Source organism: Azospirillum sp. VT-I1 (assembly GCF_055698305.1).
In genome coordinates, this window is record NZ_CP168802.1 from 565,939 (window position 1) to 591,717 (window position 25,779).

The 25,779-nt window shown below is 68.0% G+C and carries 23 protein-coding genes and 3 pseudogenes; 6 read left to right on the forward strand and 20 right to left on the reverse strand.

The window, feature by feature from the left end; genetic code table 11:
• Positions 1–58: 58 nt before the first annotated feature.
• From AB8P05_RS16500 to AB8P05_RS16510, 3 genes are all read left to right on the forward strand, one after another.
• A complete protein-coding gene (locus AB8P05_RS16500) occupies positions 59–952 on the forward strand; it encodes a helix-turn-helix domain-containing protein (protein WP_455173522.1) in 894 nt (297 codons plus the stop codon).
• A 166-nt stretch (positions 953–1,118) separates the two neighbouring features.
• Complete coding sequence (locus AB8P05_RS16505) at positions 1,119–2,723, forward strand: ATP-binding protein (RefSeq protein WP_472759375.1); 1,605 nt, start codon at positions 1,119–1,121, stop codon at positions 2,721–2,723.
• The gene (locus tag AB8P05_RS16510; RefSeq protein ID WP_472759376.1) at positions 2,660–4,012 is read left to right on the forward strand and encodes a hypothetical protein; all 1,353 of its coding nucleotides are present in this window, start codon (positions 2,660–2,662) and stop codon (positions 4,010–4,012) included. The genes AB8P05_RS16505 and AB8P05_RS16510 overlap by 64 nt, the downstream gene beginning before the upstream one ends.
• Before the next feature lie 2 nt (positions 4,013–4,014).
• Here the strand turns inward: AB8P05_RS16510 and AB8P05_RS16515 are convergent, their stop codons facing one another.
• The 8 genes from AB8P05_RS16515 to AB8P05_RS16550 all read right to left on the reverse strand — a co-directional run bounded on the left by AB8P05_RS16515 (position 4,015) and on the right by AB8P05_RS16550 (position 11,301).
• Positions 4,015–4,722 (reverse strand): glutamine amidotransferase, encoded by a 708-nt coding sequence (locus tag AB8P05_RS16515; protein WP_472759377.1) that lies wholly within the window; start codon positions 4,720–4,722, stop codon positions 4,015–4,017.
• 191 nt (positions 4,723–4,913) lie between these two features.
• Positions 4,914–5,630 carry a hypothetical protein gene (locus AB8P05_RS16520; RefSeq protein WP_455173525.1) on the reverse strand — a complete coding sequence of 239 codons (717 nt, stop codon included), beginning with the start codon at positions 5,628–5,630 and terminating at the stop codon, positions 4,914–4,916.
• Between the two features lie 40 nt (positions 5,631–5,670).
• A complete protein-coding gene (locus AB8P05_RS16525; RefSeq protein ID WP_472759378.1) occupies positions 5,671–6,315 on the reverse strand; it encodes a MarR family winged helix-turn-helix transcriptional regulator in 645 nt (214 codons plus the stop codon).
• Between the two features lie 96 nt (positions 6,316–6,411).
• Entirely contained in the window at positions 6,412–7,197 is a 786-nt protein-coding gene (locus AB8P05_RS16530) for an SDR family NAD(P)-dependent oxidoreductase (protein WP_472759379.1), read from the reverse strand.
• A gap of 9 nt (positions 7,198–7,206) precedes the next feature.
• Complete coding sequence (locus AB8P05_RS16535) at positions 7,207–8,661, reverse strand: catalase (RefSeq protein ID WP_472759380.1); 1,455 nt, start codon at positions 8,659–8,661, stop codon at positions 7,207–7,209.
• Positions 8,662–8,740: 79 nt separating this feature from the next.
• Entirely contained in the window at positions 8,741–9,691 is a 951-nt protein-coding gene (locus AB8P05_RS16540; RefSeq protein ID WP_472759381.1) for an MBL fold metallo-hydrolase, read from the reverse strand.
• Between the two features lie 41 nt (positions 9,692–9,732).
• On the reverse strand, positions 9,733–10,563 hold the full coding sequence (locus tag AB8P05_RS16545) for an alpha/beta fold hydrolase (protein WP_472759382.1): 831 nt from the start codon (positions 10,561–10,563) through the stop codon (positions 9,733–9,735).
• Between the two features lie 174 nt (positions 10,564–10,737).
• Positions 10,738–11,301 carry a cysteine hydrolase family protein gene (locus tag AB8P05_RS16550; RefSeq protein ID WP_455173530.1) on the reverse strand — a complete coding sequence of 188 codons (564 nt, stop codon included), beginning with the start codon at positions 11,299–11,301 and terminating at the stop codon, positions 10,738–10,740.
• A 245-nt stretch (positions 11,302–11,546) separates the two neighbouring features.
• On the opposite strand from AB8P05_RS16550, the pseudogene AB8P05_RS16555 reads away from it, so the two are divergent.
• A pseudogene (locus AB8P05_RS16555) lies at positions 11,547–11,696 on the forward strand (IS3 family transposase); the annotation flags it as partial.
• A 36-nt stretch (positions 11,697–11,732) separates the two neighbouring features.
• Here the strand turns inward: AB8P05_RS16555 and AB8P05_RS16560 are convergent.
• Together AB8P05_RS16560 and AB8P05_RS16565 are read right to left on the reverse strand one after the other, a co-directional pair.
• Positions 11,733–11,861 (reverse strand): hypothetical protein, encoded by a 129-nt coding sequence (locus AB8P05_RS16560; RefSeq protein ID WP_472759383.1) that lies wholly within the window; start codon positions 11,859–11,861, stop codon positions 11,733–11,735.
• Positions 11,862–11,927: 66 nt separating this feature from the next.
• Positions 11,928–12,350, reverse strand: a complete 423-nt coding sequence (locus AB8P05_RS16565) for a DUF983 domain-containing protein (RefSeq protein WP_472759384.1) — start codon at positions 12,348–12,350, stop codon at positions 11,928–11,930.
• Positions 12,351–12,839: 489 nt separating this feature from the next.
• On the opposite strand from AB8P05_RS16565, the gene AB8P05_RS16570 reads away from it, so the two are divergent.
• Positions 12,840–13,103 (forward strand): hypothetical protein, encoded by a 264-nt coding sequence (locus tag AB8P05_RS16570; protein ID WP_472759385.1) that lies wholly within the window; start codon positions 12,840–12,842, stop codon positions 13,101–13,103.
• Positions 13,104–13,223: 120 nt separating this feature from the next.
• On the opposite strand, the gene csb2 (AB8P05_RS16575) is transcribed toward AB8P05_RS16570, so the two are convergent.
• The 6 genes and pseudogenes from csb2 (AB8P05_RS16575) to AB8P05_RS16600 form a co-directional block, all read right to left on the reverse strand.
• The gene (gene csb2 / locus AB8P05_RS16575) at positions 13,224–13,934 is read right to left on the reverse strand and encodes a type I-G CRISPR-associated protein Csb2 (RefSeq protein WP_472760122.1); all 711 of its coding nucleotides are present in this window, start codon (positions 13,932–13,934) and stop codon (positions 13,224–13,226) included.
• A 39-nt stretch (positions 13,935–13,973) separates the two neighbouring features.
• Positions 13,974–15,472 (reverse strand): annotated as a pseudogene (gene csb2 / locus AB8P05_RS16580) (type I-G CRISPR-associated protein Csb2); the annotation flags it as partial.
• Positions 15,473–15,486: 14 nt separating this feature from the next.
• Complete coding sequence (gene cas7g, locus AB8P05_RS16585) at positions 15,487–16,557, reverse strand: type I-G CRISPR-associated RAMP protein Csb1/Cas7g (RefSeq protein ID WP_472759386.1); 1,071 nt, start codon at positions 16,555–16,557, stop codon at positions 15,487–15,489.
• Positions 16,554–17,453, reverse strand: coding sequence for a type I-G CRISPR-associated protein Cas8g2 (gene cas8g2 / locus AB8P05_RS16590; RefSeq protein WP_472759387.1), 900 nt, complete (start codon positions 17,451–17,453; stop codon positions 16,554–16,556). Before cas8g2 ends, cas7g begins: the two co-directional genes overlap by 4 nt.
• Positions 17,453–18,715 (reverse strand): hypothetical protein, encoded by a 1,263-nt coding sequence (locus tag AB8P05_RS16595; RefSeq protein WP_472759388.1) that lies wholly within the window; start codon positions 18,713–18,715, stop codon positions 17,453–17,455. Before AB8P05_RS16595 ends, cas8g2 begins: the two co-directional genes overlap by 1 nt.
• A complete protein-coding gene (locus AB8P05_RS16600; protein ID WP_472759389.1) occupies positions 18,712–20,106 on the reverse strand; it encodes a DEAD/DEAH box helicase family protein in 1,395 nt (464 codons plus the stop codon). The genes AB8P05_RS16595 and AB8P05_RS16600 overlap by 4 nt, the downstream gene beginning before the upstream one ends.
• Before the next feature lie 544 nt (positions 20,107–20,650).
• On the opposite strand from AB8P05_RS16600, the gene AB8P05_RS16605 reads away from it, so the two are divergent.
• Positions 20,651–21,658, forward strand: coding sequence for a C-terminal binding protein (locus AB8P05_RS16605; RefSeq protein WP_472759390.1), 1,008 nt, complete (start codon positions 20,651–20,653; stop codon positions 21,656–21,658).
• A 33-nt stretch (positions 21,659–21,691) separates the two neighbouring features.
• Here AB8P05_RS16605 and AB8P05_RS16610 read toward each other — a convergent pair.
• The 4 genes and pseudogenes from AB8P05_RS16610 to AB8P05_RS16625 all read right to left on the reverse strand — a co-directional run bounded on the left by AB8P05_RS16610 (position 21,692) and on the right by AB8P05_RS16625 (position 25,777).
• Positions 21,692–22,755, reverse strand: a pseudogene (locus AB8P05_RS16610) (malate/lactate/ureidoglycolate dehydrogenase).
• Positions 22,752–24,032 carry a threonine synthase gene (locus AB8P05_RS16615; protein WP_472759391.1) on the reverse strand — a complete coding sequence of 427 codons (1,281 nt, stop codon included), beginning with the start codon at positions 24,030–24,032 and terminating at the stop codon, positions 22,752–22,754. The pseudogene AB8P05_RS16610 and the gene AB8P05_RS16615 overlap by 4 nt, the downstream one beginning before the upstream one ends.
• The gene (locus tag AB8P05_RS16620; protein WP_472759392.1) at positions 24,033–24,944 is read right to left on the reverse strand and encodes an ABC transporter permease; all 912 of its coding nucleotides are present in this window, start codon (positions 24,942–24,944) and stop codon (positions 24,033–24,035) included.
• Positions 24,941–25,777, reverse strand: coding sequence for an ABC transporter ATP-binding protein (locus AB8P05_RS16625; protein WP_472759393.1), 837 nt, complete (start codon positions 25,775–25,777; stop codon positions 24,941–24,943). Before AB8P05_RS16625 ends, AB8P05_RS16620 begins: the two co-directional genes overlap by 4 nt.
• Between the last annotated feature and the right edge of the window lie 2 nt (positions 25,778–25,779).

A 25,779-nucleotide genomic window follows, 5' to 3' on the forward strand; every position in this document is an offset into this window, starting at 1 on the left:
CACTTCTGCGATACGCCTGTATAGTGGCCGGGGGTGCCGGTGATTCCATAGTGCTCCAATGAACCTGCACGCGCACGGCACCTTCAAATTTCCCAACGCCGGTTTGGCAGCCACATCGCTCGGCCGTGGCTGGAACGGCGTCGCCGCGGAGTTGCGCTCTCACCCGGCCGGTGATTTGCCCGCGATCGTGCCGACCCAGATGGAGATCACGCTGGCCACGCGCCGCAGCCCCGGCGCCTTCGTCAGGCGCAAAGGGGCCGGCGTCCGCCAGCGCTCGGCCGTGGAGGAAGGCAACATCTGGCTGTGCCCGGTCGGGGTCGGCGAGGACGAGATCAGCATCTCCGCACCGCTCGACGAGATCCTGCACATTTACCTGCCGGCCGACCGGTTCGACGGGCTCGCCGACCTCTATGGCGATTCGCGCATCCGTGCGGATGCGATCAGATATCTTGCGGACCTGCGCGATCCGCTCATCCGGCAGATCGGCCTGTCGATCCGGGCGGAACTGCTGCAGGAAACCTCTGCCGGCCGGATGATGGTCGAGTCCGCCGCGCTGGCGCTGGCCGCCCGCGTTGCCCACGCCTACGCCCACGACCGCCCGGAGCCCTCGCAGACCCCACAGGAAGCGGATTGTCCGAAGCGGATCTCACGGGTGATCGACTTCATCCGCGACAATCTGGAACGCGACATCTCGGTCGGCGAACTCGCCACGGTCGCCTGTCTCAGTCCCTTCCACTTCGCCCGCATGTTCAAGCGGCTGACTGGCAAGACACCCCACGGCTTCGTCAGCGCCGAACGCTTTGCGCTGGCGCGGAAACTGCTCAGCGATCCCGATATGCCGCTTGTGACGGTGGCCCATCGGTCCGGCTTCTCAACCCAGGCGGCGTTCGGCACGGCCTTCAAGCGGGCGATGGGCTGCACACCCGGAGCCTATCGCCGCCGCCTTTCCTGAAGACCTCAAGGCGACAACCCCGCGAAAAACCTCCGCAGCTTCACGAAAGACCGGGGGGAAAAAAGGGCGACAGTGCCGATCAAATGCAGCCTGCCGTCGCAGGCTGCCCACGTCACCGACCTTTCCGCCATTCCGCCCTGCAGAACCTTCCGATGAGGAGCGCCGCATGGAAGAGGAACTGGAATTCGGCCCCTTCAGGGTCATACCGTCCCGGCGCATGCTGCTGCATGACGGGCAGGTGGTGCCACTCGGCAGCCGGGCAATCGACATCCTGATTCATCTGATCGCCCACGCCGGCGAGGTCCGCACGAACAGAGAAATCGTGAAGCATGTCTGGCCCGACACCGTCGTGGATGAGGCCAATCTCCGCGTGCATATTTCGGGCATCCGGCGGGCATTGAACGACACCCAGCGCCACCCCCGCTTCATCGCCAACATTCCCGGCAGGGGCTATGCGTTCATTGCGCCGGTGACCAGGCGGCGTGCGCCCGACGAGGCGGCGGAGGCCGACGACCCCACGCCCCGCCGCTTCACGGCGGCCCCCGGTACGGGGCGGGTTTTCGGACGGGAGAGCGTGGTCGAGACGATCTCCGCACAGCTCTGCCGCTCCCGGCTTCTCACCGTCGTCGGACCGGGAGGCATCGGCAAGACGACGGTCGCACGCGAGGTCGTCGCGCACGCTCCCTCGGACCTCCGCATCATCTGGGTCGATCTTTCTTCCGTGGGCGGTGGGGGCCTCGTGCCGACCGTGGTGGCATCGGCGCTCGGCATCCTTTCGCGAACCGACAACATTCTGCGCGAGATCGTTGCTCACCTGCGCCCGCACCCCACTCTGCTCATCCTGGACAGCTGCGAGCATCTGGTGGGCAGTATCGCGTCGTTCGCCGAGTGCCTGCTGGCCGAGACCCGGGATCTGCGCATTCTTGCAACCAGCCGCGAGCCATTGAGGGCCGCCGGGGAGCGTGTGCACCGCATTCCGCCGCTGGAGCTTCCGGCGACGGCGCTGACCGCAAGCGCGGCGATGGGTTCGCCCGCAGTTCAGCTCTTCGTGGAGCGCGCGGACGCCTGCCTCGGGCAGTACGAACTGACCGATGAAGACGCCCCCCATGTCTGCGACATTTGTGAAAAACTCGACGGCATCGCACTCGCCATCGAACTGGCGGCCGGTCGTCTGGAGACGATCGGCGTGAAGGCTCTGGCCCGATCCTTGTCCGACTGCTTTCGATTGCTGACCCGCGGCCGCCGGACCGCGCTGCCCCGTCATCAGACATTGAGGGCGACACTCGACTGGAGCTATATGCTGCTGCCCGAGCCGGAACAGGCCGCTTTGGGTGAAATGTCGGTCTTCCGTGGCCGGTTCAGTGAAGAGGCGGCGGCGGCCGTCGTTTCCGGAGGAAGTGCGGAAGCCGACCTCGCCGCGCTCGTGGCGAAATCGCTTGTCGTGGCGGACGCCTCCTCCAGTCCGACGGCCTATCGGCTCCTCGATACCACCAGGCTTTATGCATCGGAGAAGCTCGCCGAGACCGGTGATGCAGACACCGTCACGGCAAGATTGGCCGAGTATCTGCGAGCCACCTTGGAAAGTGCGGACCGCGAACTGTTGTCGGTACCGGTGGCCGATTGGACGCGCAACTATGCCCAACATACCGACGATCTGCGCGCCGCACTTGAATGGGCCTTCGCCGGACGGGGGATTTACGGCTGGGCGTGCGGCTCACCGTCGCCGCGCTGCCTTTCTTCTACCGGCTTTCGCTGCTGGACGAATGCCTGACCTGGGTCAGGCGTGCGATCGGCTACCTGGATGCCCATCCCGGCCTGGACGAGCGGAACCGCATGAAGCTGTATGCAGCACTCGGCTGGCCACGCATCCGTCCCGCGGGTGCGTCGGAACACGGCGTCGCGGCGTGGTCCAAGGCCTTGCGGATCGCCGAGGATATCGGCGACATCGACCATCAGCTCCGGGCGATCTGGGCACTGTGGGTCGATGCGATCAACCGTGCCGAACCGCGCCTCGGATTCACCTTCACGGATCGTTTCCGCGCCCTCGCCCCGTCCTCGCCCGATCCGGCCGATATGGTCATCGGCAAAAGGCTGTATGGCGCGACCCTGCACTGGCTCGGTCGCCACGCCGAAGCCCGGGATCACCTTCTGCAGATGCTCAGCGAATACGCCGCACTGCCGGCGAACTGCCATTCCGTGCGCTTCCAGTTCGATCAGACCGTTACGGCCCGCATTGCCCTGGCTCGCTGCAATTGGCTTCTGGGGGACGAAGAACAGGCCTTGCGCGAGGTGGAGGGTGCATTGGCCTATGCCGAGGACATCCGGCACGATCTCTCTCTCAGCAATGCCCTGGCGGAAGCAGCCTGTCCGATCGCGCTGCTCGCGGGATGCGATGATCTTGCGGTCCATTATGTGAGGCTCCTCAAGGACCATACGAAGGCCCTTTCGCTCGACGTATGGAACTGCTACGCCGCCTGCTTCGAGGCCGAGATCGCGCTCCGGAAGGGGCGTCCCGACGACTGCGCCCATCAGTTGAACGTGAACCTGCCGGCTCTCCGCAACAGCGGCTTCACATTGTTCCAGACGATCTTTCAATCCGTCACGGCGCGGGCACTCCGTGACCTGGGCAAGCATGCGGACGCGCTGAGGGTGATCGATGCCGCGATAGCGCACTGTGCATCCTCGGGAGAGCGCTGGTGCCTTGCCGAACTCCATCGCGTGAAAGGCACGATCCTTCTCGCCGATGGCCTGCCCCATGCCGGAGAGCGGGCGGGCGAAAGCTATCGGCAAGCGCTTGCCGAGGCGCGTCGGGATGGCGCCGTCGCATGGGAGCGTCGCGTGAATGCCGATCTGCAGGCGCTGCCCCTGTCCTGCCGGATGCCGGAGGAAGGTCGGGTCAGGGTGATCTCCTCCGCAGGACCCGGTCGGCTTTCGGAGCCTTCAGGTCTGAAGAGGAGGGAATTGTCCAGGATGAACAACCGGTCTCAGGCCCTCTGCCTGGCCCCATGTTCACCCGCGGAAGGCCCTTCGCGGGCTCTGCAGCAAGGGCGGGTTCGCTGACCTCAGACATCGTCCAACCCGGACAGCCACTGCGTGATCATCCTGCCGGCCGCCTCGTGCAGAGCCGGACCGATGGTGTGGGCGTCCCGTCGAAGGGCGGCCGGGTCGATTCCTGCGGCGGCCAGTTCGGCGGCATGACCGACGAGCCAGCGTTCGAACCCGTCGCCGCAATCCGCCTCGGCGTGGAACTGGAGCGCGAGAACCTCTCTTCCAATGGCAAAGGCCTGTTGCTCGACGGCATCGCTGGAGGCGAGGTTCGTCGCGCCCGCGGGAAGCGAATAGGTGTCGCCATGCCAGTGGAGCACCGGCGTTCCCTCCAGATGGCGCAGCGGGCTTTTCCGCCCGGCAGGGGTAAGGGAAACGGGCTTGAAGCCGATCTCCTTGATACCCGAAGGAAAGACGCGTGCACCGGCGGCAGCGGCGATCAACTGCGCGCCCAAACACACGCCGAGCAAAGGTCGCCGGGCCGCGAGCCTCGCGGCGATGAACGCCTGTTCCCGGGCCAGGAACGGATAGACCGCCTCCTCGTAGACCCCTATGGGGCCCCCCAGGACGACGAGCAGATCCGGATCCTGGAGATGGTCCGGCGGAAAGTTCGCATCTCCGACGTCGGCATAGCGAATCTCGTATTCCGCCTGCTCGAAGGGCAGGGCGAAGGTTCCGAGATCCTCGAAATGGACGTGCCGAAGCACCAGCGCGATTTTGGGCATGAATTACCTCTCCTCCGGCATCGATGACACGGACGCCGGCTCCGGAATCGGCACGGCTTGCTGTGGAGAGAGCCGGCGCGATTGCACTTCCGGTGGGAATGCGGATATTGGAGCTGCTCTCCTCTCTCCATTTGCCTGGAGGAAGAAGCATGCCGGTCCGCCGATGGCAGTCGGCGGACCGGCGCCCCTCGTCACTTGCCGGTGGCGACCTTGCCGGGAAGGCTGAGATTGCCCGACGCCACCTTGAACACGTTGTCGACGCAGAGCAGCGGCGAATGCAGGTTGCCGTTCACCTTGAGCCCGGCCGTGACGCCGTCGAACGACGCCCCACCGATGCCGCCGAGCAGGGACAGCGGGATCGAAACCTCGACCGCATCACCCTTGAACGTCGTCGGGTAGTCCGGACTGTCGATCAGCAGCGGAACCTTCGGCCAGGTGGGCGGAACCTTGGGCTTTTGACCATTCGGAATATCGGTCACCTTCAGTCCGCCCTTGCACGCCTTGTCTTCGTTCAGGACGACCCAGTGCGGGTGCCAGACGTCGCGGTTGCGTCCGCCATAGGCGGCGTCGTCGAAATCCGGATGGAAGGTGACGGCAAGGGCGACAATGCCCTGATCCCGTTCGAAGCCGATTTCACCGCTGTTCAGCGAGGTCGGCCAGACATAGGCGTAGACATCCGAACCTTCGAACTTGCCCGTGGCAGCCGGCTTGTCGGATCCGGCGGTGCCGCGCACGCGCGTCGTGAAGATGGCCTTGTCCTTCTTCGTGACGACGACGGTTTCGATGATATCGAACGACGCCGTCACGGCTTCGACGGGCTTGGCTTCGATCGGGTGGGAGTGAGCCGCACCGACCCACAAGGATAGCGTTCCGGCGGCGAGCGCCCCGGTCAAGAGCTTTGCGAACATGCTTATGCTTCCTTCCGTCTCTTTTGCCTGGAGGTTCGAGCTATCCTTTGTGAAAGGCGCCCCAAGTGGCAGCTTGGAGCGAAGGATCAGCCATGGAGTGGTCGCGGCACTCGATGCGGAGGTCCCGCTGGCCGAATGCCGCGTTCACGAAGGCGCAATGATGCGGCTTCGCCGCACCGGCGTGGGCATAGGGCCGGAAATGGCGGCAGCTCACGCACATGCGCTGGATGGGGATGGCGCCGGCGTCCTGCAGCCGCTTGATCATCGTGACCAGGGTCATCAGAAGATGCTCCTTGTCCGAATCCGAAAGCGTGCCCGCCGCCTGTTCCAGTGCCCCGGGTCCCGGATCGCCGGTCATGACCGCCGCGCTGCCCGCCTCGGTCAGGCAGACATCGACGGCGCGCTTGTCGACGGTCGAGGCGTGCTTGACGACCAGGGACTTGCGCTCCAGCGCGGCGATGGACTCGGTCGCGGTCGGCTGCGAGACGCCGAGCTGGAAGGCGATGTCCCTGACGGCCGCACCTTCGGCCCGGCCCATCAGATACTCGAGGATCGCATGCTGCGTCGGATTGAGCCCGGCGGCCCTGGCGCGGACCCAGTCCTCTGAGCGAAGGACCGAGTCCAGCCGCGAAAGGCCCTCGCGGATGCGATGTTCGATCGGTGTCGGGGTTTTCGGCGTCTCCATGGCTCAACCATATACATAGGAATCCTATATATCAAGCGGGTGCTGAGACGGATATCGGATGACTGCCATGCGCGGGCCGGATCAGCGGGCGCCGGTTCAGGCCGTGTATCTGGCAGCGGGCTGCTTCAATGACAGGTAAGGGGCCAGTCCCAGCCGGGCGTTCTCCAGGTCGGACCACAGTTGAATATCGGCCAGCGACGGAATGGTGACGACCTCGCCGCGGTCGAAGCCGACGAGCGCCGCATCGACCATGTCGCCGGCTTCCATGATCATCTCCGGCGGTATCGCCGCGATGTCGACGCCCGCGCGTTCGAACAGCTCGGTCCGCGTAAAGCCCGGAAGCACCGCCTGCACCTGCACGCCGTACGGCTTCAACTCCGCGGAGATCGCCTGGGTGAATGCGAGAACGAACGCCTTGCTGGCACAGTAGCTCGCATTGAACCGCTCGGGCATGAGGGCGACGACCGAGGCGATGTTGATGATCGCCCCCCGCCGCCGTTTCGCAAACGCCTGGGCAGCGGTCACAGCGAGGCTGTGCAGGACGTCGACATTGAGGTGGAGCATGCTGTCGAGCCCGCCCGGCTCGGAATCGAGCAGCGGCGCCTTCGGTGCGATGCCGGCGCAGTTGACCAGGAGCGTAAGCCCGTCGTCCTCCCGCAGCATCGTCAGCACCCGCTCGCGGTCGCCGTCGCTGGTCAGGTCGGCGGCCAAAGGGGTGACCGCGACGCCATGCTCCGTCATCAACCGTTCCGCGAGAGCGGCCAAACGGCCGTGGTCGCGGGCGACGACCACCAGGTCGTAGCCGCGCCGTGCGAGCCGTTCCGCATAGACGGCACCGATGCCTGACGAAGCTCCGGTGATGATTGCCTTTCCCATCGTCATTGCTTTCTCCTATTCCATCGCCGACATGGCGGTGTGTGCGATCGCTGCCGCCACGCCCGCGCCATAGGCCGGGTCGGCGATGCTGCAATTCTCGATGTGGCGCCGCTGGATATGGGGGGCGGCACCTGCTATCGACCGGGCGGTGTTCTCGAACAGGGCTTGGCGTTGCGACGGCCCCATCAGTCGGAACAGGTTGCCCGGCTGCTCCCAATGGTCTTCGGCGGTCCGGTGGTCCCAATGGGCCGCCATCCCCTCCAACGGCAGGGGCGGCTCCCCGGCGTCCGGATGCCCCGCCCATTCGCCGCCGCTGTTGGGAGCGTAAGACGGCGTGGCACCCAGATTGCCGTCTGTGCGCATGGCGCCGTCGCGATGGTAGCTGTGGAAGGGGCATTTCGGCGCGTTGACGGGGATTTGGCTGAAATTCACCCCCAGCCGGTAACGTTGGGCGTCGCCATAGGAGAACAGCCGGGCCTGCAGCATGCGGTCGGGGGAAAAGCCGATGCCGGGCACGATGTTGGCGGGGGAGAAGGCCGCCTGCTCCACCTCGGCGAAGACATTCTCCGGGTTGCGGTTCAGTTCCAGCACACCGACTTCGATCAGGGGATGGTCGCCTTGCGGCCAGACCTTGGTGAGGTCGAACGGATCGTGGCGGTGGGACGCGGCCTGGGATTGCGTCATCACCTGGATGGCCAGGGTCCAGCGTGGAAAGTTCCCGGCCTCGATGCTGTCGAACAGATCGCGCTGATGGGTTTCGCGGTCCTTGCCGATGGCGGCCTCGGCCTCCGCATCGGTCAAATTCTCGATGCCCTGCCGGCTGCGGAAATGGAACTTCACCCACACCCGCTCGTGGGCGGCGTTGATCATGCTGAAGGTGTGGCTGCCGAAACCATGCATGTGCCGATAGGAGCGGGGGATGCCGCGGTCGGACATGACGATCGTCACCTGATGCAGCGCTTCCGGCAGTAGGGTCCAGAAATCCCAGTTGTTGCCGGCGTTGCGCATGCCGGTGCGCGGGTCGCGCTTCACGGCATGGTTCAGGTCGGGAAAGCGCAACGGGTCGCGAAAGAAGAAGACGGGCGTGTTGTTGCCGACGATGTCCCAGTTGCCCTCCTCGGTGTAGAACTTCACGGCGAAACCACGGATGTCGCGTTCCGCGTCGGCCGCCCCGCGTTCTCCCGCCACCGTGGAGAAGCGAAGGAAGACGGGGGTTCGTTTCCCGACTTCGGCGAATAGCCTCGCCTTGGTGTAGCGGGTGATGTCGTGCGTCACCGTGAAGGTGCCGTAGGCGCCGGAGCCTTTGGCATGCATGCGCCGTTCCGGGATCACCTCCCGGTCGAAATGGGCCAGCTTCTCGAGCAGCCAGATGTCCTGCAGCAGCGCAGGCCCGCGGCGCCCTGCGGTCAGGATGTTCAGGTTGTCGGCGACCGGGGCGCCGTTGGCATGGGTCAGAAACGGCTTGGTCATGACGCTCGCTCCGTGTGACTGGCCTGCGGTTGCGGGTTTGTTGGGGAGATGCCGGTCTTCCGTTCACCGCCTGCGGCGGTCAGGACAGCGCGACGCAGCGATAGGCGGCGCCATGCCGTTCGGCGATTGCGAAGCCGGGGCTGGTCCAGTGATAGCCGAGCATGCGCAGCTTCTCCGCCGCCGCCCGCTCGATCAGACGGCTGCGCGTGGCGATGCCCTGCTCCTGGTCGGTGTCGAAGCCGAAGCGCCAGCGCGGATGTTCGAAGGACGCGACGACGTTCGTGATGGCGTCGCCGGTGATCAGCAGGCCGTCGTCGCCGGCCAGTTCCAGGGAGATATGGCCCGGTGTGTGGCCCGGTGTAGCGAGAACACGGATGCCGGACACCAGCTCGTCCCCGTCACGCAGGCGGACCAGCCGCCCGGCGATGGCTCCCAGGTCGCGGCGGGCACCCGGCACGAAACCGCTCAAGCCGGGATAACGCGCGGCCGGGTCCTGCTCCACCCAGAAATCCCACTCGGCCGCTGCCACGTGATAGGCGGCGTTGGGGAAGGACAGCGTCCCGTCCGGCCGCAGGATACCGCCCGCATGGTCGGGATGGGCGTGGGTCAGCACGACATGGGTGACGGATTCGGGAGCGATGCCGGCGGCCAGAAGATTGTCCCGCAGCCGTCCGGCCGTGGCCTGGAACTTGTCCCCCGATCCGGTGTCGACGAGGATCAGCGCCTCGCCGGTCCGGATCAGGGGGATGTTGACGGGAATGTCGGCTGTTCCCTGCCGTCCGCCCAGCCGCCGGATGATGTCGGCCCTCTCGGCCGTCGTGGCATCCGGCGCTATGACGGTATCGGGCAGGGTGATGAAGCCGTCGCTGAAGACGTCGATCTGGAATCTGCCGTGTCCGAACCGCCGCGGCGGGGCGGCTATGGCCTGCCCGGCCACCGTCGTGCCGGCCGCGGCCAGCGCGGCGGCCCCGGCAAGGAAAGACCGCCGCGGGACGGTGAACGGTACGGGTCGCTGGACCGGATGGACCATGGCTGCCTCCGTCGCTTCATGGTGGGTGGACTTCAGGCGGATCAATCCCGGATGAAGGCCAGCAGGTCGGCGTTGATCACGTCCGCGCGCGTGGTGGCCATGCCGTGATCGAAGCCCTCGTAAATCTTCAGGCTGCCATGTTTCAGCAGCTTGATGCCGAGCATCGCCGAGTCCGCGATGGGCACGATCTGGTCATCGTCGCCGTGCATCAGGAACACGGGCACGTCGATCGCCTTCAGATCCTCCGTGAAGTCGGTCTCGGAGAAGGCCTTGATGCAGTCGTACTGGGCCTTGATCCCGCCCATCATTCCCTGGCGCCACCAGTTGTCGATCACGCCCTGCGACACCGCCGCGCCGGGCCGGTTGAAGCCGTAGAAGGGGCCGGCCGGCACGTCGCGATAGAATTGCGCGCGGTTGGCGGCCACCTGCGCGCGGAAGCCGTCGAACACCTCGAGCGGAAGGCCGCCGGGATTCCGGTCGGACTTGACCATCACCGGCGGCACGGCGCCGATCAGCACGGCCTTCTTCACGCGCCCGGGCTCCGCCCGCGCCACATAGCGGGCGACCTCGCCGCCGCCGGTGGAGTGGCCGACATGGATCGCTCCCCTCAGCTCCAGCGCGGCGGCCAGCGCCTTCACGTCCTCGGCATAGGTGTCCATTTCATTGCCGGTGGCCGTCTGGGTGGAGCGGCCGTGGCCGCGCCGGTCATGCGCGACGACCCGGTAGCCCTTCGACAGGAAAAACAGCATCTGGCTGTCCCAATCGTCGGCCGACAGCGGCCAGCCATGATGGAAGACGACGGCCTGCGCCTCGCGCGGTCCCCAGTCCTTGTAGAAAATCTCGGTGCCGTCCTTGGTCTTGATCGTACCCATGATGTGCTCTCCTGCGTGGGAGGTACCGGCGATGGCCGGTCCGATGGGGAAAGGCCGCTCCGACGAGCCCGGCGGCAGTCAGGCCGATGCCGCCGGCCAGGACGTCGCGGCGGGTGGCGCCGGAGGCGGCGCAAGTCACCATGCTTTTCATGATGCGAAATCCCGCGGGTGCGCTCAGGCTGCGACGGCGACCTTGCCCAGGAACTCGTCCGTGGACGGCAGCGTGGCGTAGGCGAAGCCGAGAGCCGCCATGAAGGCGGCGTGGACGTGGGCCGCCGGTACGGTGATGCCACCAAACGCCAGATCGCGGGACGCGCAGGCATCGTGGACGACCGTCGCCTTGTAGCCGAAATCGACCGCGGCTCGGGTACAGGCATCCACGCACATGTGGCTCATGGCGCCACAGATGACCACCTCCTCCACGCCCCAGCCATCCAGCAGGAACTTCAGTTCGGTGTCGCGGAAGGAATTGATCTGGTGCTTCAGCACCACCGGCTCCCCCGGCCGGCTGGCGACGACGGGATGAATCTCCGCTCCTTTGGAGCCTGGAACGAAGAACGGCGCCTCGGCCGTGGCAAACTCATGCCGGATATGGACGACCGGCTCCTTCGCCGCACGGAAGGCGGCGATCAGCCGGGCGGCGTTGGCGGCGGCCGCCTCGACGCCGCTCAAGCTCCATTTCCCACCAGGGAAGTAGTCGTTCTGCAGATCGATGACGACAAGGGCACGCTTGGCCATTTCCTAATCCTCCAGGCTGGTGGCGTAAATGCCTGGAACGATCATGACCCGGCAGCGGAGGTCAGCCCTGTTAAACGTTGTAAATTCAGGTAGATTGTTGCAACGACTGCTGGCGGGTTGCAGGACGGGGGCGGTGGCGCAGGTCGGGCGCACATCTGTTCCGTCAGGTGTCGCGCCAAGTCTGAACGGACGATGCCGAAAGACGCCGGGTTACGATCCTGCCTCTCCGGCGCTGCGAGCCATAGCGCACCCTGGAGACCGTCGAGTTCGCCACCCTGGAACGGGTCGACCGGTTCAACCACCTGCGCCTGCTCGAACCCATCGGCAACATTCCTCATGCCGAAGCCGAGGTGCGCTACTATGCTCAAACCCGGGACGCCGCCATGGCGGCGTAACCCAAGCCGAATGGCCTCCGACAAACCCGGTGCGGTTCATTCGTTGTTCTTCTTCGCTCGTTCCTGCTTCGCTTTATCGTGATGCCACTTGATGGCGAAGAACATACCCGTGCCCAACACGATGATCTTGAACGGAAAGAAGACCAACGGGAACCAATCATACATTTTCAACATCTCCAGGCCATGACACCATCCAACGTCAGGGGAAACCGACGGCGATCATGTCGAGTGCTAGTCTTTACCTGCGGGCGGGGCAATAGGCGGCTGGGGCGGTGCGGCTGTACCGAAACGGGCTTCCTCGGCCTTGTAGACGTATTGGCTGGCCACCAGCCAACCCTTCAACGGCCGCAAGGGCGGAATACAGGTCAGCAGCAGGAACGGCAGGGTCGTGACGAGGTGCACCCAGTAAGGAGCCTCGAACCTTGCCTCGATCCAGAACGCTAAAATGACCGTGGGAATGCAGGCGAAGCAGATGACGAAGAAGGCGGGCCCGTCAGCCGGATCGGCGTAGGAGTAGTCCAGACCACAGACCTCGCAGTGGGAGCGCAGCGTCAGGAAGCCGCTGAACAGATGGCCCTGGCCGCAGCGTGGGCAGCGACCACGCAGGCCGGTGCTGAAAGGGGGAAGAGGCGGCCACTCCTGTGCGGATGACATCGCGTGTTCCTTCGGGAGGCAGCGGCAGGCAATGCCTACATGCAATAGGAAATCGTATGTTCCTCTGTAGCCTACAATGTCAACAAAAAATGCATGCAATGTGCCGGCAGAATTCATGCAACTGTGTAAGACGTGGCAGGTGCCTCGGCAAGAAGGTGGGCCAGTCAGCGCAACGCTTCGCGTGCACCCTGGCGGTCCATCGGAGCGCCGGCCACGACACGGACAGCTTCCGGCAGCGTCGACACGGCAAAATCATCGCTGCCGAAGATAGGTCGTCCCGCGCAGGCTCATGATGAACCCTCGGCATCGGCGCGCGATACGCATCAAACTCATATACATACAATGCGGCATTATATTTCTGAATTGTATGCATATGGCGGAAATGCATGCTCTCACTCACCAGCTCGCGAGGTTGGCAGGACGCCGAAAAATGGTTGATGCAGAGCCTGCCGCAGCTTTTCCGACGGGATCGGCGGCCGCCCGATTTTGTTGGAGTGCGGACCCTCGCTGCATTCTCCGCAAACGGAGAGAATCACCACCGGCCAGCCGGGAGCAGCCTTCATCCGCGTCCTGCCGCACGCGGCAACCGAGGCCGAACTGAACGACGACACGGTCGCGGCCCTGAAGGCGGCCGTCGAACGGCGTCAGGCCGGTCTCGAACGGAAAAGCGTTCCGCTGGGAGGAAAGATCTTCGCTGAACGGACGGACTGCTTCCTCGACCGCATCGAGACCTATTGGTCGATCTGGGGATGAGGCGGCATGGGGGTGATCGTCGTGCGACCTTTCGGCTCCGCGCCCATGTCCAAATCAAGGACGTCGCCATCGCGGCGTGACCCCAGCCGAATGGCCTCCGACGAGCCGGGAGCGGTTCAGTCAGGAAATCGGTTCGAACAGGCCGCCGCCGGCGTGGGCATTGCGTCCGAGCAGGATCGGACCGGACACCGCCACCGCAAAGGTCAGGCGCGCTTCCACCGCAAGGCCCCTGCCTTCGCAATCCGACAGGAAGCGGGTAACCTCGGCTTCGGGGGCAGGAATGCCTCGGCGATGGCATTCCATCCGCAGATCCTCGGCGATCTCCGCCGCGGCCGTCGCCTTGCGTTTGGGATGACGGGTCGGAAGATAGGGCGTCCGGCTGACCCAGACGCGTGCGCCCGGTTCGCTGCCGGCGTCGTCGGGGGATGGCGTCAGGTGCAGGATCCCGGCGTTGCCGGCTCGCAGCACCGACAGAGCGCCGGTGACGCGTGCGAAGGTCCGGCGCTCCTCCGCCGAGGGTGTCCATGACCGGTCCACTCGCCAAGGCGCCCAGGCGGTCAGCCGATCGAGCCGGCCGTCACCGTCGCGGTCCTCCGCAGTCAGGTAGAGGTGGCGGTGCCGTCCGGAACGAGCCGGACCGGGCCCCTCCTCGTGGCCGGAGAAGAGGGTCGTGACCGTTCCCCTTTCGCCGTCGCGAGCCAGGCTCATCAGCGCGCGGCGCAGAGCCTTCACGATCGTACCGGCTTGGTCGGCGGGAGGGCGGGCTGCCGGGTCGATGCCATAGGTCATGCACTCCGGCAGTGCTTCCGGCACCGGCACCAGCAGGCCCATCCCCAGGTAACGCCCGTCACCCACGACCAGAGGCCCGGCAACGGGGGCGGCGAAGCGTATCTCGGCGTGCCACAGGCTGATCGGCGCGAAGCGGGTGCCTTCGGCGAAGCGCTCCGCACGCTCGCCATGGCGGTACCAGGGCGCGCGCTGCACGCGCAGCCCGGTCACGCCCTGTGCAATGCCGGCGTGGCGGAGTGCCTGACGCAAGGCCGCCGTGGCTTCCGCCTCGGCGGCGATACGCCAACTTCCCGACAGGGGGTGCCCGGCGGGCGGGCGCGGGGGCGGCGAGCGGGCAGGGCCACGGGGGTGACCGTGCGCCACAGATGCGCCCCGCCCGCTGTCGCGCTGCCCGCTGCGATTCCGTAATGGCGCAACATGGAGCGGTCGTCGGCCGGGACGAGTTGGGAATGAACCACCCCATCCCCGTCGACGTCGACGGGCAGGCCGGTGAAGGCCCAGGCGAGGTCACGGGCGTCGAGCGGGCAATCCGGCGGCACCTCCACCAGCAGTCGGCGGATCGCCGGGTCGGTGTGGGCGGCTCCGTGCGAGGGCAGGGGCAGGATGCGCGGGCGCTGGGCCTTGTCGGCCTCCCCGGCGTTGCGGCCGACCAGCAGGCGTTCGATGCGCGCAGCCTCGGCGGGGAGGGCGCGGGTCAGGCGGTCCGCTGCGGCGTCACGCACAGCGGTGGCAAGGGCGGCGACGCGGGCCTGCGGCCAAGGGGCGAAAGCATCGGGCGCCTCCGCGGCGCGCAATTCGAACAGCAGGCGGTGCGGCGGCGCGTCGTAGGCCATCGGCGCGCAATCGGGCTTGGTCGGGCGGCGAAAGTCCACGACACGGTTGCGACCACGGCCCTGTGTCTGGAACTGGCGGGCGCGTTCGGCGTGACGGGCGTGCAGGCTGTCCAGCGAGCCGGGCACCGGGCAGAGCGGATCGCCCGGTCGGCCCGGCGTGCCGGAGGGGCGGAAGACCGCGCCGCCATGAGCGGCAATGCGGTTCTCAGCGCTCGGCCAATCGGTCAGTTCCGCGCTGGCGTAGGCAGCGTCGATGCCGTGACCCAGCGTGTGGAGACGGTCGGCGAGCGCGGCGATGCGGGCGGCATGGCCGCCATCCCCGGTATCATCCCCGGCACCGTCCCCGGCAATGGGCCAGACATAGAGGATCGCACGGTCGCCCCCCGGCACCGGATCTTCCAGCAGCGTGGGCTGGCGGCGCTTCGGGGCACGGATCTCCGACGTGCGGCGAGGATCGCCGGCCTTGGCGTCCAGGTCGTTGTTCGGCACGAAGTGCATCACCGCCCGGCCCGGACGGCGCGCGGGTGCGGCGATCAGCGGAGGCGGCAAACCTTCAAGCCAGCGGAAAGCAGCGTCCTTGCCGGCGCGGTCCTCGCCCGCCCATCGCCCGCCGTAAGCGCCGGCCACCAGCGCCTGGAACAGGCGGAAGGGGGCGGGCGGCCAATCGCCGACGCCGTGATAGCGCCCGGTCAGCAGATGGACCTCGATCAGCAGGGCGCCGCCCTTCCGAAGATCGACAGTCGGCATGGCGGACGGCCCCGTCACTGTTTGGCCTTCAGGTCGGCCTTGGCGCGCTCCTTTCCGAAGACGGCGCGGCGGTCGGAACCGACGCTGAAGCGCCGGGCGGCGGCCCGCGCGTAGTCCAGCGCCGCGTCGTGGGTCAGCGCGACGGAAACACGCCTGCCGCTGCGCTGGACAAGGGTCCATTCGGCGGGGGCGTCGGGGGCGGGGGTGAGCAGGCAGCCCTGGCGCAGATAGCCGTCCTGGTCCGCGGTCGCCGCCACCAGGGCCAGCCCCAGCACGTAGCGGCGGAGGGCCTCTCCGTTCTCGCCGCCGATCTGGCGCAGCGCCACGAGGTTGACGGTGACGTCGCGGCGGATGTCGCCCCGCGCCACGATGCCGCCCGGCACACCGGTCGCGGGAACGGGCACGAAGCCGCGCTGGGCCAGGGGCGACTTGTTGTTGTTCTCGGCCTTTTTCTTCTCGTCCTCGCTGAAGACGTCGAGTTTGGCGTAGTCAACCGGCGGGACATACTGGGCGGAGCGGGTCAGCACATCCACGTCCCAGGCGCGGATCACCGACTGCACCACGCGCGGCAGCTTCGCCTGGGTGTCGCGGCTGTCCCAGGCACCGAAGACCAGCGAGGTCGGGGCAAGCTTCGCGATGGGGCCGGCGTCGCCGGCGTCCTGAAAGCTCTTGAACGCCGCCTGAGCCTCCTCCGCAAGGTCGGAGCTGCGCACCAGCGCGTCGCCCAGCCGATGACCGGCGTCCAGGATCGAGACGGTGCGCTCGTTGCCGACGGCGATCTCCACCTGCGGGACAAGTTCGGCCAGCGGATTCTCCGGCTGACCGGACGCCGCCCGCTTGAACAGCGGCTCGATCCGGTTGGCCTGCGAGCCGACGCTGTCGATCTGCGCCACCCTGGTGCCGTCCGACAGCGTGTCGATGCAGTAGGGGTGCCGGTCGTCGGCATAGGTCGGCGGGAAGATCACCGCGCCCTCGCCCTCCACCGGGAGAAGCCGCTGGCTGAGATGCAGCGCCACCGGCCCGCGCAGCAGGTCGTCGGCCCAGCCGTCGAGGAGGTCGGAGGTCGGGGAAATGGCGTCGGTCATCGGAATGACTCCTCCTGGGCGTCGAGAATGCAACGGGCCTGCCCTTCCTGGCCGGGCCAGCCGAGGCGCATGGCGAAATGTCGGACGGGAAGGCCCATGATCCGGCCATCGACCGGCCGGCCGCCCAGCACTGCCCGCGCCAGCATGGTCGGCAGGCGGGCGTTCGAAACGGCGTAGCGGTAGGACAGCTTGTCTCTCGGGTCGGGGCGCTGCGGGCGGGCGTGCTCCAGGCCGATGGCGGCCAGCAACTCGACCAGCGGATAGCCGACCATGCGGATGGCGCCATGCTCGTTGGGCGAGAAGCCGACGTCGAGTGCCGTATAGTCACGCCGCCAGTCGAAGCGGAAACTGCTGCTCTGCGGGGCGGACAGGGCGAAGGGATCTCGCGCGGCCTCGGCCAGCGCGTTATCGCCGAGCCGGACCAGATCCAGCGCGTCGCGCGTCAGTGCCGCTCCAGAATAGCCGCCGGCTCCGGCCCAGAATTTCAGATTGTCGCGGCCCGACGCCGGTCCGTCCGCCCAGTGGCCGAGCGGGATCGCGACTCCGTCCGCGCCCACGAGGCGGGCGGGCAGGGCGCTGGGCGTGTCGGGCCGCGGACAGGGGAACAGGTTCCCCTCCACCGTCAGCGTCGCCACGCCCGGTTCCTTGGCGGCAAGACCCGACCCGGCGGGGGCGAGCGCCTTCACCTCGGCCTTGCTGAGAAAGCGCAGCACCTCCAGCACCGGGTCGGCGGGGCCGTCCACCGACAGGCGGAAGGTCACGCGCGTCTCCCGTCCGCTCCAGTGATAGGCGCCTTCGGCGGGACCGATGAGGATTTCGGCCGCCTCCATCAGGCCCAGGCAGGCGAAGACCTGTCCGGGATTGCGCAGGTCCACGGGGATGATCGCGTCGGCCATCAGGCATCTCCCCCATCCAGACGATTGTCCAGCAGGCGGGAGGCGCGCTGGTCGGCGGCACGCAGCAGGGCTTCCCAGCCGGCCAGCCCCCATGGGCCCAGGCGCCGTTGCAGCCGGGCGAAGCGCAGGGCGGCGTCGGCCGCCAGCGCCGCGTTGGCGGAGGGCGGCCGGTCGGGGTCGAGCGCGGCGATTTCCGGGCGGGCGAAGCCGTGGTGCGCCGCGATCAGGTGCAGCACAAGGTCGCGTTCCTCCTCGGTCAGGTCGGATCCGGTCAGGTCGGGGCGCCTGACCGCGTCGGCCAGCGAGCCGAACTCGTGCCGGTAGCCGCCGAGCAGGCGCGGGTTGCCGCCGCCCCTGGTCTTGGCGAAGGGGCGCCCCGCGGTCGGCGCGGCCATGGCGGCCTGCCACAGGGCGCGGTCCTTGCCCAGATCGTGCAGCCGGGCTGCCGTGGCCAGGATGCGGGTCCAGCGCTCCCGGTCGCCATCGGCGGCGGCGGTCCACAGGGCGTCGGCGATCCGGCGGGCTTCGCGTTCGGTCCAGCCGTGATGCTCGGCGAGGCTTTGCTCCCGGCGGGCGATGGCCGGATCGCCGCGGCGGGAGCCGGTGCCCGGACGGCGCAGGGTCCAGACCGACAGGGCCGGCACCTTGTCCTGGTCCTTGCCCGCGTCCCGGTCGGATTTGGGTGGCAGATCGAAGCGGTAGGCGAGCCTCCAGTCTCCGCCGGGATCGGGTTCCCCGGGGCCGGTGACGCGGTAGCCGATCTCCGCCAGAAGCCCGTCCGGCCAGCCGCCCTCGGAAGCGTCGTCGAGCGTCCCGGGACCGTCGGCGGCGTCCGCCTTTTCGTCCAGATGGCCGGTGGCGGAGAGGCCGCCCAGCGCCGCCGCCGCGACGATCATGTCGCCTTCGGCGATCCGTCCCCGCTTGCGGTCGAGTTCGGCGGCAAGCTGGCGCACGGTGAAGGTGGCCTTGACGGTGCGGGCGGGGCTCAGCAGGACCAGGGCCGGCGCCTCGTCCGGCAGGCCGGCGGCCTTCAGCCGGGCGGCGAGCACGCGGCGGATGCGCTCCACCGGCGCCTCCAGCCCTTCCAGCAGGTGGGGCGGGGCGGCGGTGAAGAAATCGTCCAGCTCCGCATCGCTTGGCGGTCCGTCGCGCCAGGGCAGATGGCGGCGCCACAGCAGCGTCGCCGACGCCTCCTCCTCCACCCAGCCGCGCAGCCAGGGACCGGGAGCCGGCCGGCCGGCATGATCCTCCAGCGCGGTCATCGCCCAGGCGTCCAGCGTCGCGCGGACAAGCGGTGGGTGCAGCGGGGCCGGTGCGGTGGCGGCGCGGACCAGGTCGGGATGCGCGCGCCGCAAGGCGAGCAGGGCGCGCGGGCTGGCGTCCAGGTTGCCGTCGTCGAGCGTCGGCAGGGCGCGCAGGGGGCCTCCAGCCGGGTGCGGGTTTCGGCGTCCATGTCGGGCGGCACCAGCACGGTCACGCGGGCGACGCGCCCCTTGCCGCCGGCCCGGTTGACCCGGCCCAGACGCTGGATCAGCCGCTCCACCGTCACCAGATCGCAAACCATGTGGTCGGCGTCCAGGTCGATCCCGACCTCGCCAGCCGCCGTCGCCATCAGCACGGCGGGACCGCCGGCCCCCTCCGCCCCATCGCCCTTCCGGCCATCGCCTTTTGGGCCGCCGCCCTTCAGGAAGCCCAAGGCCATCAGGGATGCGGTCAGGTCCTCGCGCTCGCGGATGCGGCGCTCGCCGGTCAGGAACTCGACGGAAGGGGCGCCCCCGGCGTTCGATTTTCCACCCGGTTTTCCGCCCAATTCGCTGCCGATCTTCAGCGCGTCGGCACGGCTGTGCGTGAAGACCAGCAGGCGTGCGCCGGGGTCCTCCGCAAGCAGGACACGCGCCGTTGCGGCCACGGACAGGGGGAGCGTTTTGGCCTCTGCCTCGGCGATGGTCAGGCGCTTGTCCGCGTCCAGCCGCTGGGCGGTCCAGTCGTCGCGGTCGCCATCTTCCAGCCGGAACACCCGCTCGCCGTCCGTGCGGCCCGTGGCGGACAGGGAGAGCACGCGCAGGGGCGGCAACGCCGCGGCGTCGCCGGCGGCGTCCCGCGCGGTCTCGTCGGCAACGGCGGCCAGCAGCGTTTCGAAGGGCGGGCAGAGATGGGCCTCGTCCAGCACGAACAGGCAGTCGGCGCCCAGCAGCCCGGCCTGGAACGGGCGCATGCGGCGCGACACGCCGTAGCCGGAAAACAGCAGGCGGGACCCGATCATGTCGATGGTGCCGACGACAATGGCCGGAGCGGTCGGATCCTCAAGCCAGCGGCGGTTATCGGCGTGCCGTCCGCGCAGCGTGGACACGGCCGGCGCCTGACGATCGGGGAGAGCCGCCGCCGCGCGCTCCGCCAGCCGGTCGGCGAGCGCCGTCGCCTGATCGACCACCGCCCGCCGGTCCACCACATACACCAGCCGCCGCGGCAGGGCGGCGCCGTTCGCCAGGGCGATCAGCCACAGCGCCATGACCGAGGTCTTGCCGAGCCCCGTCGGCAGGTCGAGTGCGTCCGGCACCATGCCGAGCGCCAGCCAATCCCGGTACAGCCGCCGCTGCCAGCGGTTGGGCTGGTGGCCGGTCAGCGTCTCGAAGGCAATGTCGAAATCGCTCATGGACGAGCCCTGTGGGAGTGGCGATGACGCACGTATAAAATGTTTCCCAACAATGATTGTTGATCTAGAGATGCGCTCTTGGAAGGTAAAGCGTCTTTTGGTCGCGGCTTGGAAGGGAATGCGCAGACTGTCGGCTCGACGCATGCCGCACAACACGCCGGTTCTACGATCGTGATGGGGTGGTTCTGCCGGCCCTCATTCTTCTTCTGGACCACGGCGAGTTCCGTGGGCTCGCGGCGGTGGAGTGGCTGCGCGATGTCGTGGTGGCGCACCTGCGCGCCCGCGCTGCCGAACCCTGCAGCCACTCTCACCGATCTCGATCGCTCCCGAACGCCGGATGCTCCCGCAGCGCCGGCCTTCCATGTGTTGGCTTCCCGCCGGCTTCAGGGGGCATGCGATCTCGCCTGGACCGGCGCGGCGGCGTTCCGCCGCTCGGATGCGTAAGCGTTTCCCTATGCGGGTAATCGACATTTTCTTGCAAACTCCATTGCTGCATGGACAGATGTTGCGGTCATCGACCAACGCAGTGGCAGGAGCGTCAGGAATGGAGCGGCAAGCAGGGCGGTTCGTCGTCGGAATCACCGATCACATGATCCCGCCTCCCGATCTGGAAGCCGCCGTTCTGGATGGCATCGCCGAGGTCGATTTCCTCGATTGCCGGCACGAGGAGGACCTCGATCCGGAGCGTCTGGCCCGATTGGATGCCCTGCTGGTGTGGAGCACGCGCATCGGCCCCGCCACGGTCGAGCGGTTGAAGCGCTGCCGGATCGTCGTGCGCTTCGGCGTCGGCTATGACCGCGTCGACGTCGCGGCGCTGGAGGCCGCCGGGATCCCGTTCTGCAACAACCCGGATTACGGGACGGAGGAGGTGGCCGACCATGCCGTCGCCATGATCCTGTCGCTGCAACGGCGCCTGTGGGAGCATGATGCCCGCGCCCGCGGCTATACGACGACATGGCAGGCCAACACGCTCACGCCGCTGCACCGTTCCAGCGCCGCGACGGTGGGCGTGGTCGGGGTCGGGCGGATCGGCACCGCGGTGGTCAACCGGCTGAAGGGCTTCGGCTACCGCATCCTGGGCTACGATCCGCTGCAGCCGGCCGGGCATGAGAAGGCGGTCGGCTACCGCCGGGTCCGCCGGCTGGAGGAGCTGCTGGCGGACTCCGACATCGTCACCTTCCATTGCCCGCTGAACGGCGAGACCCGCGGCTTGCTGAACGACGCGACCCTAGCGGCGATGAAGCCGGGGGCCATCCTGGTCAACACCGCGCGCGGCGAACTGTTCGCGGGGCTGGACCCGGTGGAGGCCGCTCTGCGCAGCGGCCGGCTGGCCGCCGTCGGGACCGACGTGCTGCCGGTCGAGCCGCCGGCCCCCCACCCGCTGCTCGACGCCTGGCGGGCAGGGGAGGGCTGGCTGGCCGGACGGCTGGTGGTGACCCCGCACAACGCCTTCCACTCCGATCAGGCGGCCGTGGAGATGCGGCGCAACGCGGCGGAGACGGTGCGCATGTTCCTGGAGGATGGGACGTTGCGGAACAGGATCCGCGCTTGAGCGACGTTGCGCGGGGGCAGGTGCAGGCCCCCGCTATCCCTCCAGCAGGCTCCCGACGTCCAGCCCGAGCCCGCCGCCGATGCGATGGAGCGCCGCGACCGTGTCGGGATCCAGTGCGATGCCCCGGTCCATGGCGGTCATACGGTGCAGCGCCTCCGGCTCGCCGGGGATGCTGACGCCGGCGCTGCCGGGGGCTGGGGGCGTGTCGGCGACATGATCGAGGACCGCGTCCGTCAGCGTCTGCCATTCCGGCCCGGCCACCCGGTTGGGGTCAATGACGAAGGCGAGCGCATTGTTGACCACGCGGCCCGGCCGCAGATTGTCCGGCAGGGCCGGCAACCCCCCGGCCAGCGCACCGGCCAGGATTTCACAGGCCAGCGCCAAGCCGTAGCCCTTATGCCCACCGAAGGGCAGGATGGCGCCGGTGGGCTCGGTGAACATCACCCCCGGATCGCGGGTCGGCCGGCCGTCCGGATCCAGCAGCAGGCCGTCCTCCACCTCCTTGCCCAGCGAAGAGGCGACGCGGCATTTGTTGGCGGCGATGGCGCTGGTGGCGAAATCCAGCAGAAAGGGCGCGTATCCCGGCGTGCCGGGCACGGCGATGCAGACCGGGTTGGTGCCCAGACGCGGCCGGCCGCCGCCATGGGGGCTGCCAGCGGCCGGCTGACCACATTGACGAAGAACAGCCCGATCAGCCCGGCCGCGATGCACTGCTCGCCATAGGAGCCGACGCGGCCGATATGATGGGCGTTGCGCAGGGCCAGGATGCATGCACCGCCGGCTTTGGCCCGTTCGATGGCAAGGTCGGTCGCCTCGCGCGCGATCACCTGCCCATAGCCGACATCGCCGTCCACCACCAGGAAGGGCGCCTCGTCGCGGACGATGCGGGCATGGCGGTTGGGCTGGAGATGGCCCAGTTCCAGGCTGCGGGAATAGACGGCGATCTGGCAGACGCCGTGGCTGGCATGGCCGCGGGCATCCGCCTCCACCAGATTGGCGGCGACGATGGCCGCCTCCTCCGCCGAGCTGCCGCTGCGGCGGAGAATGGCGTCGAGCGTCGCGACCAGCCGGTCCGGGCGGTAGCGGACCTCGCTCATTGAGCAGCGTCCTGAAATGCCGAATAGTCGATGGGTTGGGTGCGGTCGAGTGTCCGGTGCACCGGCGGCAGCGGGTATTTCAGGCCGGTGGCGCAGTTGAACAGGACGGCGCGCTCGTCCCGCCCGACCCGGCCGTCGGCCAGCGCCTGTTTGTAGGCGGCGTAGGTGGCGGCTCCTTCGGGGCAGAGCAGGAAGCCTTCCTCCCGCGCCACCTCGTTCAGCGCGGCCTGGATGGCGTCGTCGGGCACGGCGATGGCGAAGCCGCCGCTCTCGCGCACGGCGCGCAGGATCAGGAAATCGCCGACCGCCTGCGGCACGCGGATGCCGGACGCGATGGTGTGCGCATCCTCCCAGCGGGGGGCATGCTCTTCCCCCTGTTCCCAGGCGCGGACCATGGGAGCGCAGCCGGCGGCCTGGACCGCCACCATGCGCGGCCGCTTCGATCCGATGAAGCCGATGGCCTCCAGTTCGGCGAAGGCCTTCCACATGCCGATCAGGCCGGTGCCGCCGCCGGTGGGGTAGAAGATGACGTCCGGCACCTCCCAGCCCAGCTGTTCGGCCAGTTCCAGCCCCATGGTCTTCTTGCCTTCGATGCGGTAGGGCTCCTTCAGGGTGGAGACGTCGAACCAGCCGACCTTGGCCTTGCCCTCTCCCACGATCCGGCCGCAATCGTCGATCAATCCGTTGACACGGTAGACGGTTGCGCCCTGCAGCTCGATCTCCGACACGTTGACCTCCGGCGTGTCGGCCGGACAGAAGATGGTGGTGCGGATGCCGGCGCGGGTGGCGTAGGCGGCCAGCGCCGCCCCGGCATTGCCGTTGGTCGGCATCGCCATGTGCGTGATGCCGAAAGCCTTCGCCATCGATACCGCCATCACCAGTCCGCGCGCCTTGAAGGAGCCGGTGGGAAGCCGTCCTTCGTCCTTGACCAGCAACTCGGCCGCACCCAGCCGCTTCGCCAGCCGGGGCAGCGGGACCAGCGGGGTCACCGCCTCGCCCAGGCTGACGATGTCCTCCACCCGACGGACGGGCAGCAACTCGCGGTAGCGCCACAGATCCTGCGGGCGTTCGGACAGCGAGCTTTTGGTCAGCGCCTGCTTCACGCCGTTCAGGTCATAGCGGACCAGCAGCGGCTTGCCGGCGCGCGACAGGTTGTGGACGGTGTCAGCCTCGTACCGTTCGCCGGTGTAGGCGCATTCCAGATGGGTGACGAAGGTCGGGCGCTCGACCGTCAGATTGGAATCGAAGCGCACCGGATTGATGTCTTGGAAAGCCATTTAGCGGACCATGCCCCATTTGCGGACCGTGTGGACCTCGATCCAGCGGAAGACGACGTTCTCGACCAGCAGGCCGATCAGGATGACGGTGACGAGGCCGGCGAAGACCTTGTCGATGTACAGCTCGTTGCGGTTCTGGAAGATGAACCAGCCGAGCCCGCCCTTGCCGGACGACACGCCGAACACCAGCTCCGCCGCGATCAGCGTGCGCCAGGCGAAGGCCCAGCCGACCTTCAGCCCCGTCAGGATCGCCGGGAAGGCGGCGGGGATCAGCAGCGTCACGACATAGCGCAGGCCCCCCAGCCCGTAATTCCGCCCGGCCATCCGCAGCGTCTCCGACACCGAGGTGAAGCCGGCATGGGTGTTCAGCGCCAGCGGCCACAGCACGGCATGGACCAGCACGAAGATCAGGCTGACCTCGCCCAGCCCGAACCACAGCATGGCGATCGGCAGCAAGGCGATGGCCGGCAGCGGATTGAACATGGAGGTCAGTGTGGACAGCAGGTCGTTGCCGATCCGGGTGGAGACGGCGACCGTGGTCAGCAGCACGGCCAGCACCACCGCCACCGCATAGCCCTTCAGCAGCACCGACAGGGACGTCCAGGCCATCGACAGCAGATTGTCGCGGCGGATGCCGTCCCACAGCGCCGCCGCCGTGTCGGTGAAGGTCGGGAACATCAGCGGGTTGTTCTGCCAGACCGCCGCCGCCTGCCACAGCGCCGCGACCGCCGCCAGGACCAGCAGACGGCGCAGGACCGTGACGTTGCGGAGCCGCTCCCACGGGGACAGCGGGCGGGCGACGTCGCCGATCGGGCCGGTTGCGGTGACGGCGCGCTCGTATTCGGGGCGCCGCGGCGGCTCGCGCCGGACGCCGGGGCGAAGGGGGCGCGGGGAGAAGGACAGGTCGGTCATGCGTCCGGTCCCTTTCCGCTTCCTTCCACATCCTCGGCGAACAGCATGGTGTGGATGCGGCCGGCGAGGGCCTGGAACTCCGCCCCGCCGACGGCGCCATGGTCGTAGCCGTCGCAGTTGACCTCCGCCTTGACCTGTCCGGGATGGGGCGACAGCACCAGGATGCGCGAACCGACGACCAGCGCCTCCTCGATGGAATGGGTGACGAACAGCACGGTGAAGCGCAGGTCGTCCCACAGCTGCAGCAGTTCCTCCTGCATCTTGCGCCGGGTCAGCGCGTCGAGCGCCGCGAAGGGCTCGTCCATCAGCAGGATGTCGGGCTCCATCGCCATGGCGCGGGCGATGGCGACGCGCTGCTTCATGCCGCCGGACAGCATGTGCGGGTGGACGTCGGCGAATTTCGACAGGTTGACGCGGGCGATGCAGTCGAGCGCCTTTTCCTCCGCCTCGCGCCGCTTGGCCTTGCCGCTGGCGAGCAGGGGGAACATGACGTTCTCCTTGACCGTCTTCCAGGGCGGAAGCTGGTCGAATTCCTGGAACACCATCATGCAGTCGGGGCCGGGCTTCGTCACCGCGCGGCCGTTCAGCCGGATCGTTCCCTCCACCGGCTGGAGGAATCCGCCAACCGCCTTCAGCAGGGAGGACTTGCCGCAGCCCGACGGCCCCAGCAGGACGTAGCGTTCGGCCTGGAACACCTGGAAATCGACGCGGTAGGTCGCGGTGACCAGATGCCGGGGCGTCTTGTACTGCAGCGTGACGCCGGAGACGTCCAGCAGCGGCCGTTCGGACAGGCCGTCGCCGTCGATGCTGTGCGGGTAGGTCAGGGCGTTCATCC

Excerpts from the sequence above, each read along its gene's own strand:
- AB8P05_RS16500 (WP_455173522.1), top strand. The coding sequence starts at position 59 with ATGAACCTGCACGCGCACGGCACCTTCAAATTTCCCAACGCCGGTTTG.
- AB8P05_RS16505 (WP_472759375.1), top strand. The coding sequence starts at position 1,119 with ATGGAAGAGGAACTGGAATTCGGCCCCTTCAGGGTCATACCGTCCCGG.
- AB8P05_RS16515 (WP_472759377.1), bottom strand. The coding sequence starts at position 4,722 with ATGCCCAAAATCGCGCTGGTGCTTCGGCACGTCCATTTCGAGGATCTC.
- AB8P05_RS16520 (WP_455173525.1), bottom strand. The coding sequence starts at position 5,630 with ATGTTCGCAAAGCTCTTGACCGGGGCGCTCGCCGCCGGAACGCTATCC.
- AB8P05_RS16525 (WP_472759378.1), bottom strand. The coding sequence starts at position 6,315 with ATGGAGACGCCGAAAACCCCGACACCGATCGAACATCGCATCCGCGAG.
- AB8P05_RS16530 (WP_472759379.1), bottom strand. The coding sequence starts at position 7,197 with ATGACGATGGGAAAGGCAATCATCACCGGAGCTTCGTCAGGCATCGGT.
- AB8P05_RS16535 (WP_472759380.1), bottom strand. The coding sequence starts at position 8,661 with ATGACCAAGCCGTTTCTGACCCATGCCAACGGCGCCCCGGTCGCCGAC.
- AB8P05_RS16540 (WP_472759381.1), bottom strand. The coding sequence starts at position 9,691 with ATGGTCCATCCGGTCCAGCGACCCGTACCGTTCACCGTCCCGCGGCGG.
- AB8P05_RS16545 (WP_472759382.1), bottom strand. The coding sequence starts at position 10,563 with ATGGGTACGATCAAGACCAAGGACGGCACCGAGATTTTCTACAAGGAC.
- AB8P05_RS16550 (WP_455173530.1), bottom strand. The coding sequence starts at position 11,301 with ATGGCCAAGCGTGCCCTTGTCGTCATCGATCTGCAGAACGACTACTTC.
- AB8P05_RS16560 (WP_472759383.1), bottom strand. The coding sequence starts at position 11,861 with ATGTATGATTGGTTCCCGTTGGTCTTCTTTCCGTTCAAGATCATCGTG.
- AB8P05_RS16565 (WP_472759384.1), bottom strand. The coding sequence starts at position 12,350 with ATGTCATCCGCACAGGAGTGGCCGCCTCTTCCCCCTTTCAGCACCGGC.
- csb2 (WP_472760122.1), bottom strand. The coding sequence starts at position 13,934 with ATGGGCCTGCTGGTGCCGGTGCCGGAAGCACTGCCGGAGTGCATGACC.
- cas7g (WP_472759386.1), bottom strand. The coding sequence starts at position 16,557 with ATGACCGACGCCATTTCCCCGACCTCCGACCTCCTCGACGGCTGGGCC.
- cas8g2 (WP_472759387.1), bottom strand. The coding sequence starts at position 17,453 with ATGGCCGACGCGATCATCCCCGTGGACCTGCGCAATCCCGGACAGGTC.
- AB8P05_RS16595 (WP_472759388.1), bottom strand. The coding sequence starts at position 18,715 with ATGACCGCGCTGGAGGATCATGCCGGCCGGCCGGCTCCCGGTCCCTGG.
- AB8P05_RS16600 (WP_472759389.1), bottom strand. The coding sequence starts at position 20,106 with ATGAGCGATTTCGACATTGCCTTCGAGACGCTGACCGGCCACCAGCCC.
- AB8P05_RS16605 (WP_472759390.1), top strand. The coding sequence starts at position 20,651 with ATGGAGCGGCAAGCAGGGCGGTTCGTCGTCGGAATCACCGATCACATG.
- AB8P05_RS16615 (WP_472759391.1), bottom strand. The coding sequence starts at position 24,032 with ATGGCTTTCCAAGACATCAATCCGGTGCGCTTCGATTCCAATCTGACG.
- AB8P05_RS16620 (WP_472759392.1), bottom strand. The coding sequence starts at position 24,944 with ATGACCGACCTGTCCTTCTCCCCGCGCCCCCTTCGCCCCGGCGTCCGG.
- AB8P05_RS16625 (WP_472759393.1), bottom strand. The coding sequence starts at position 25,777 with ATGAACGCCCTGACCTACCCGCACAGCATCGACGGCGACGGCCTGTCC.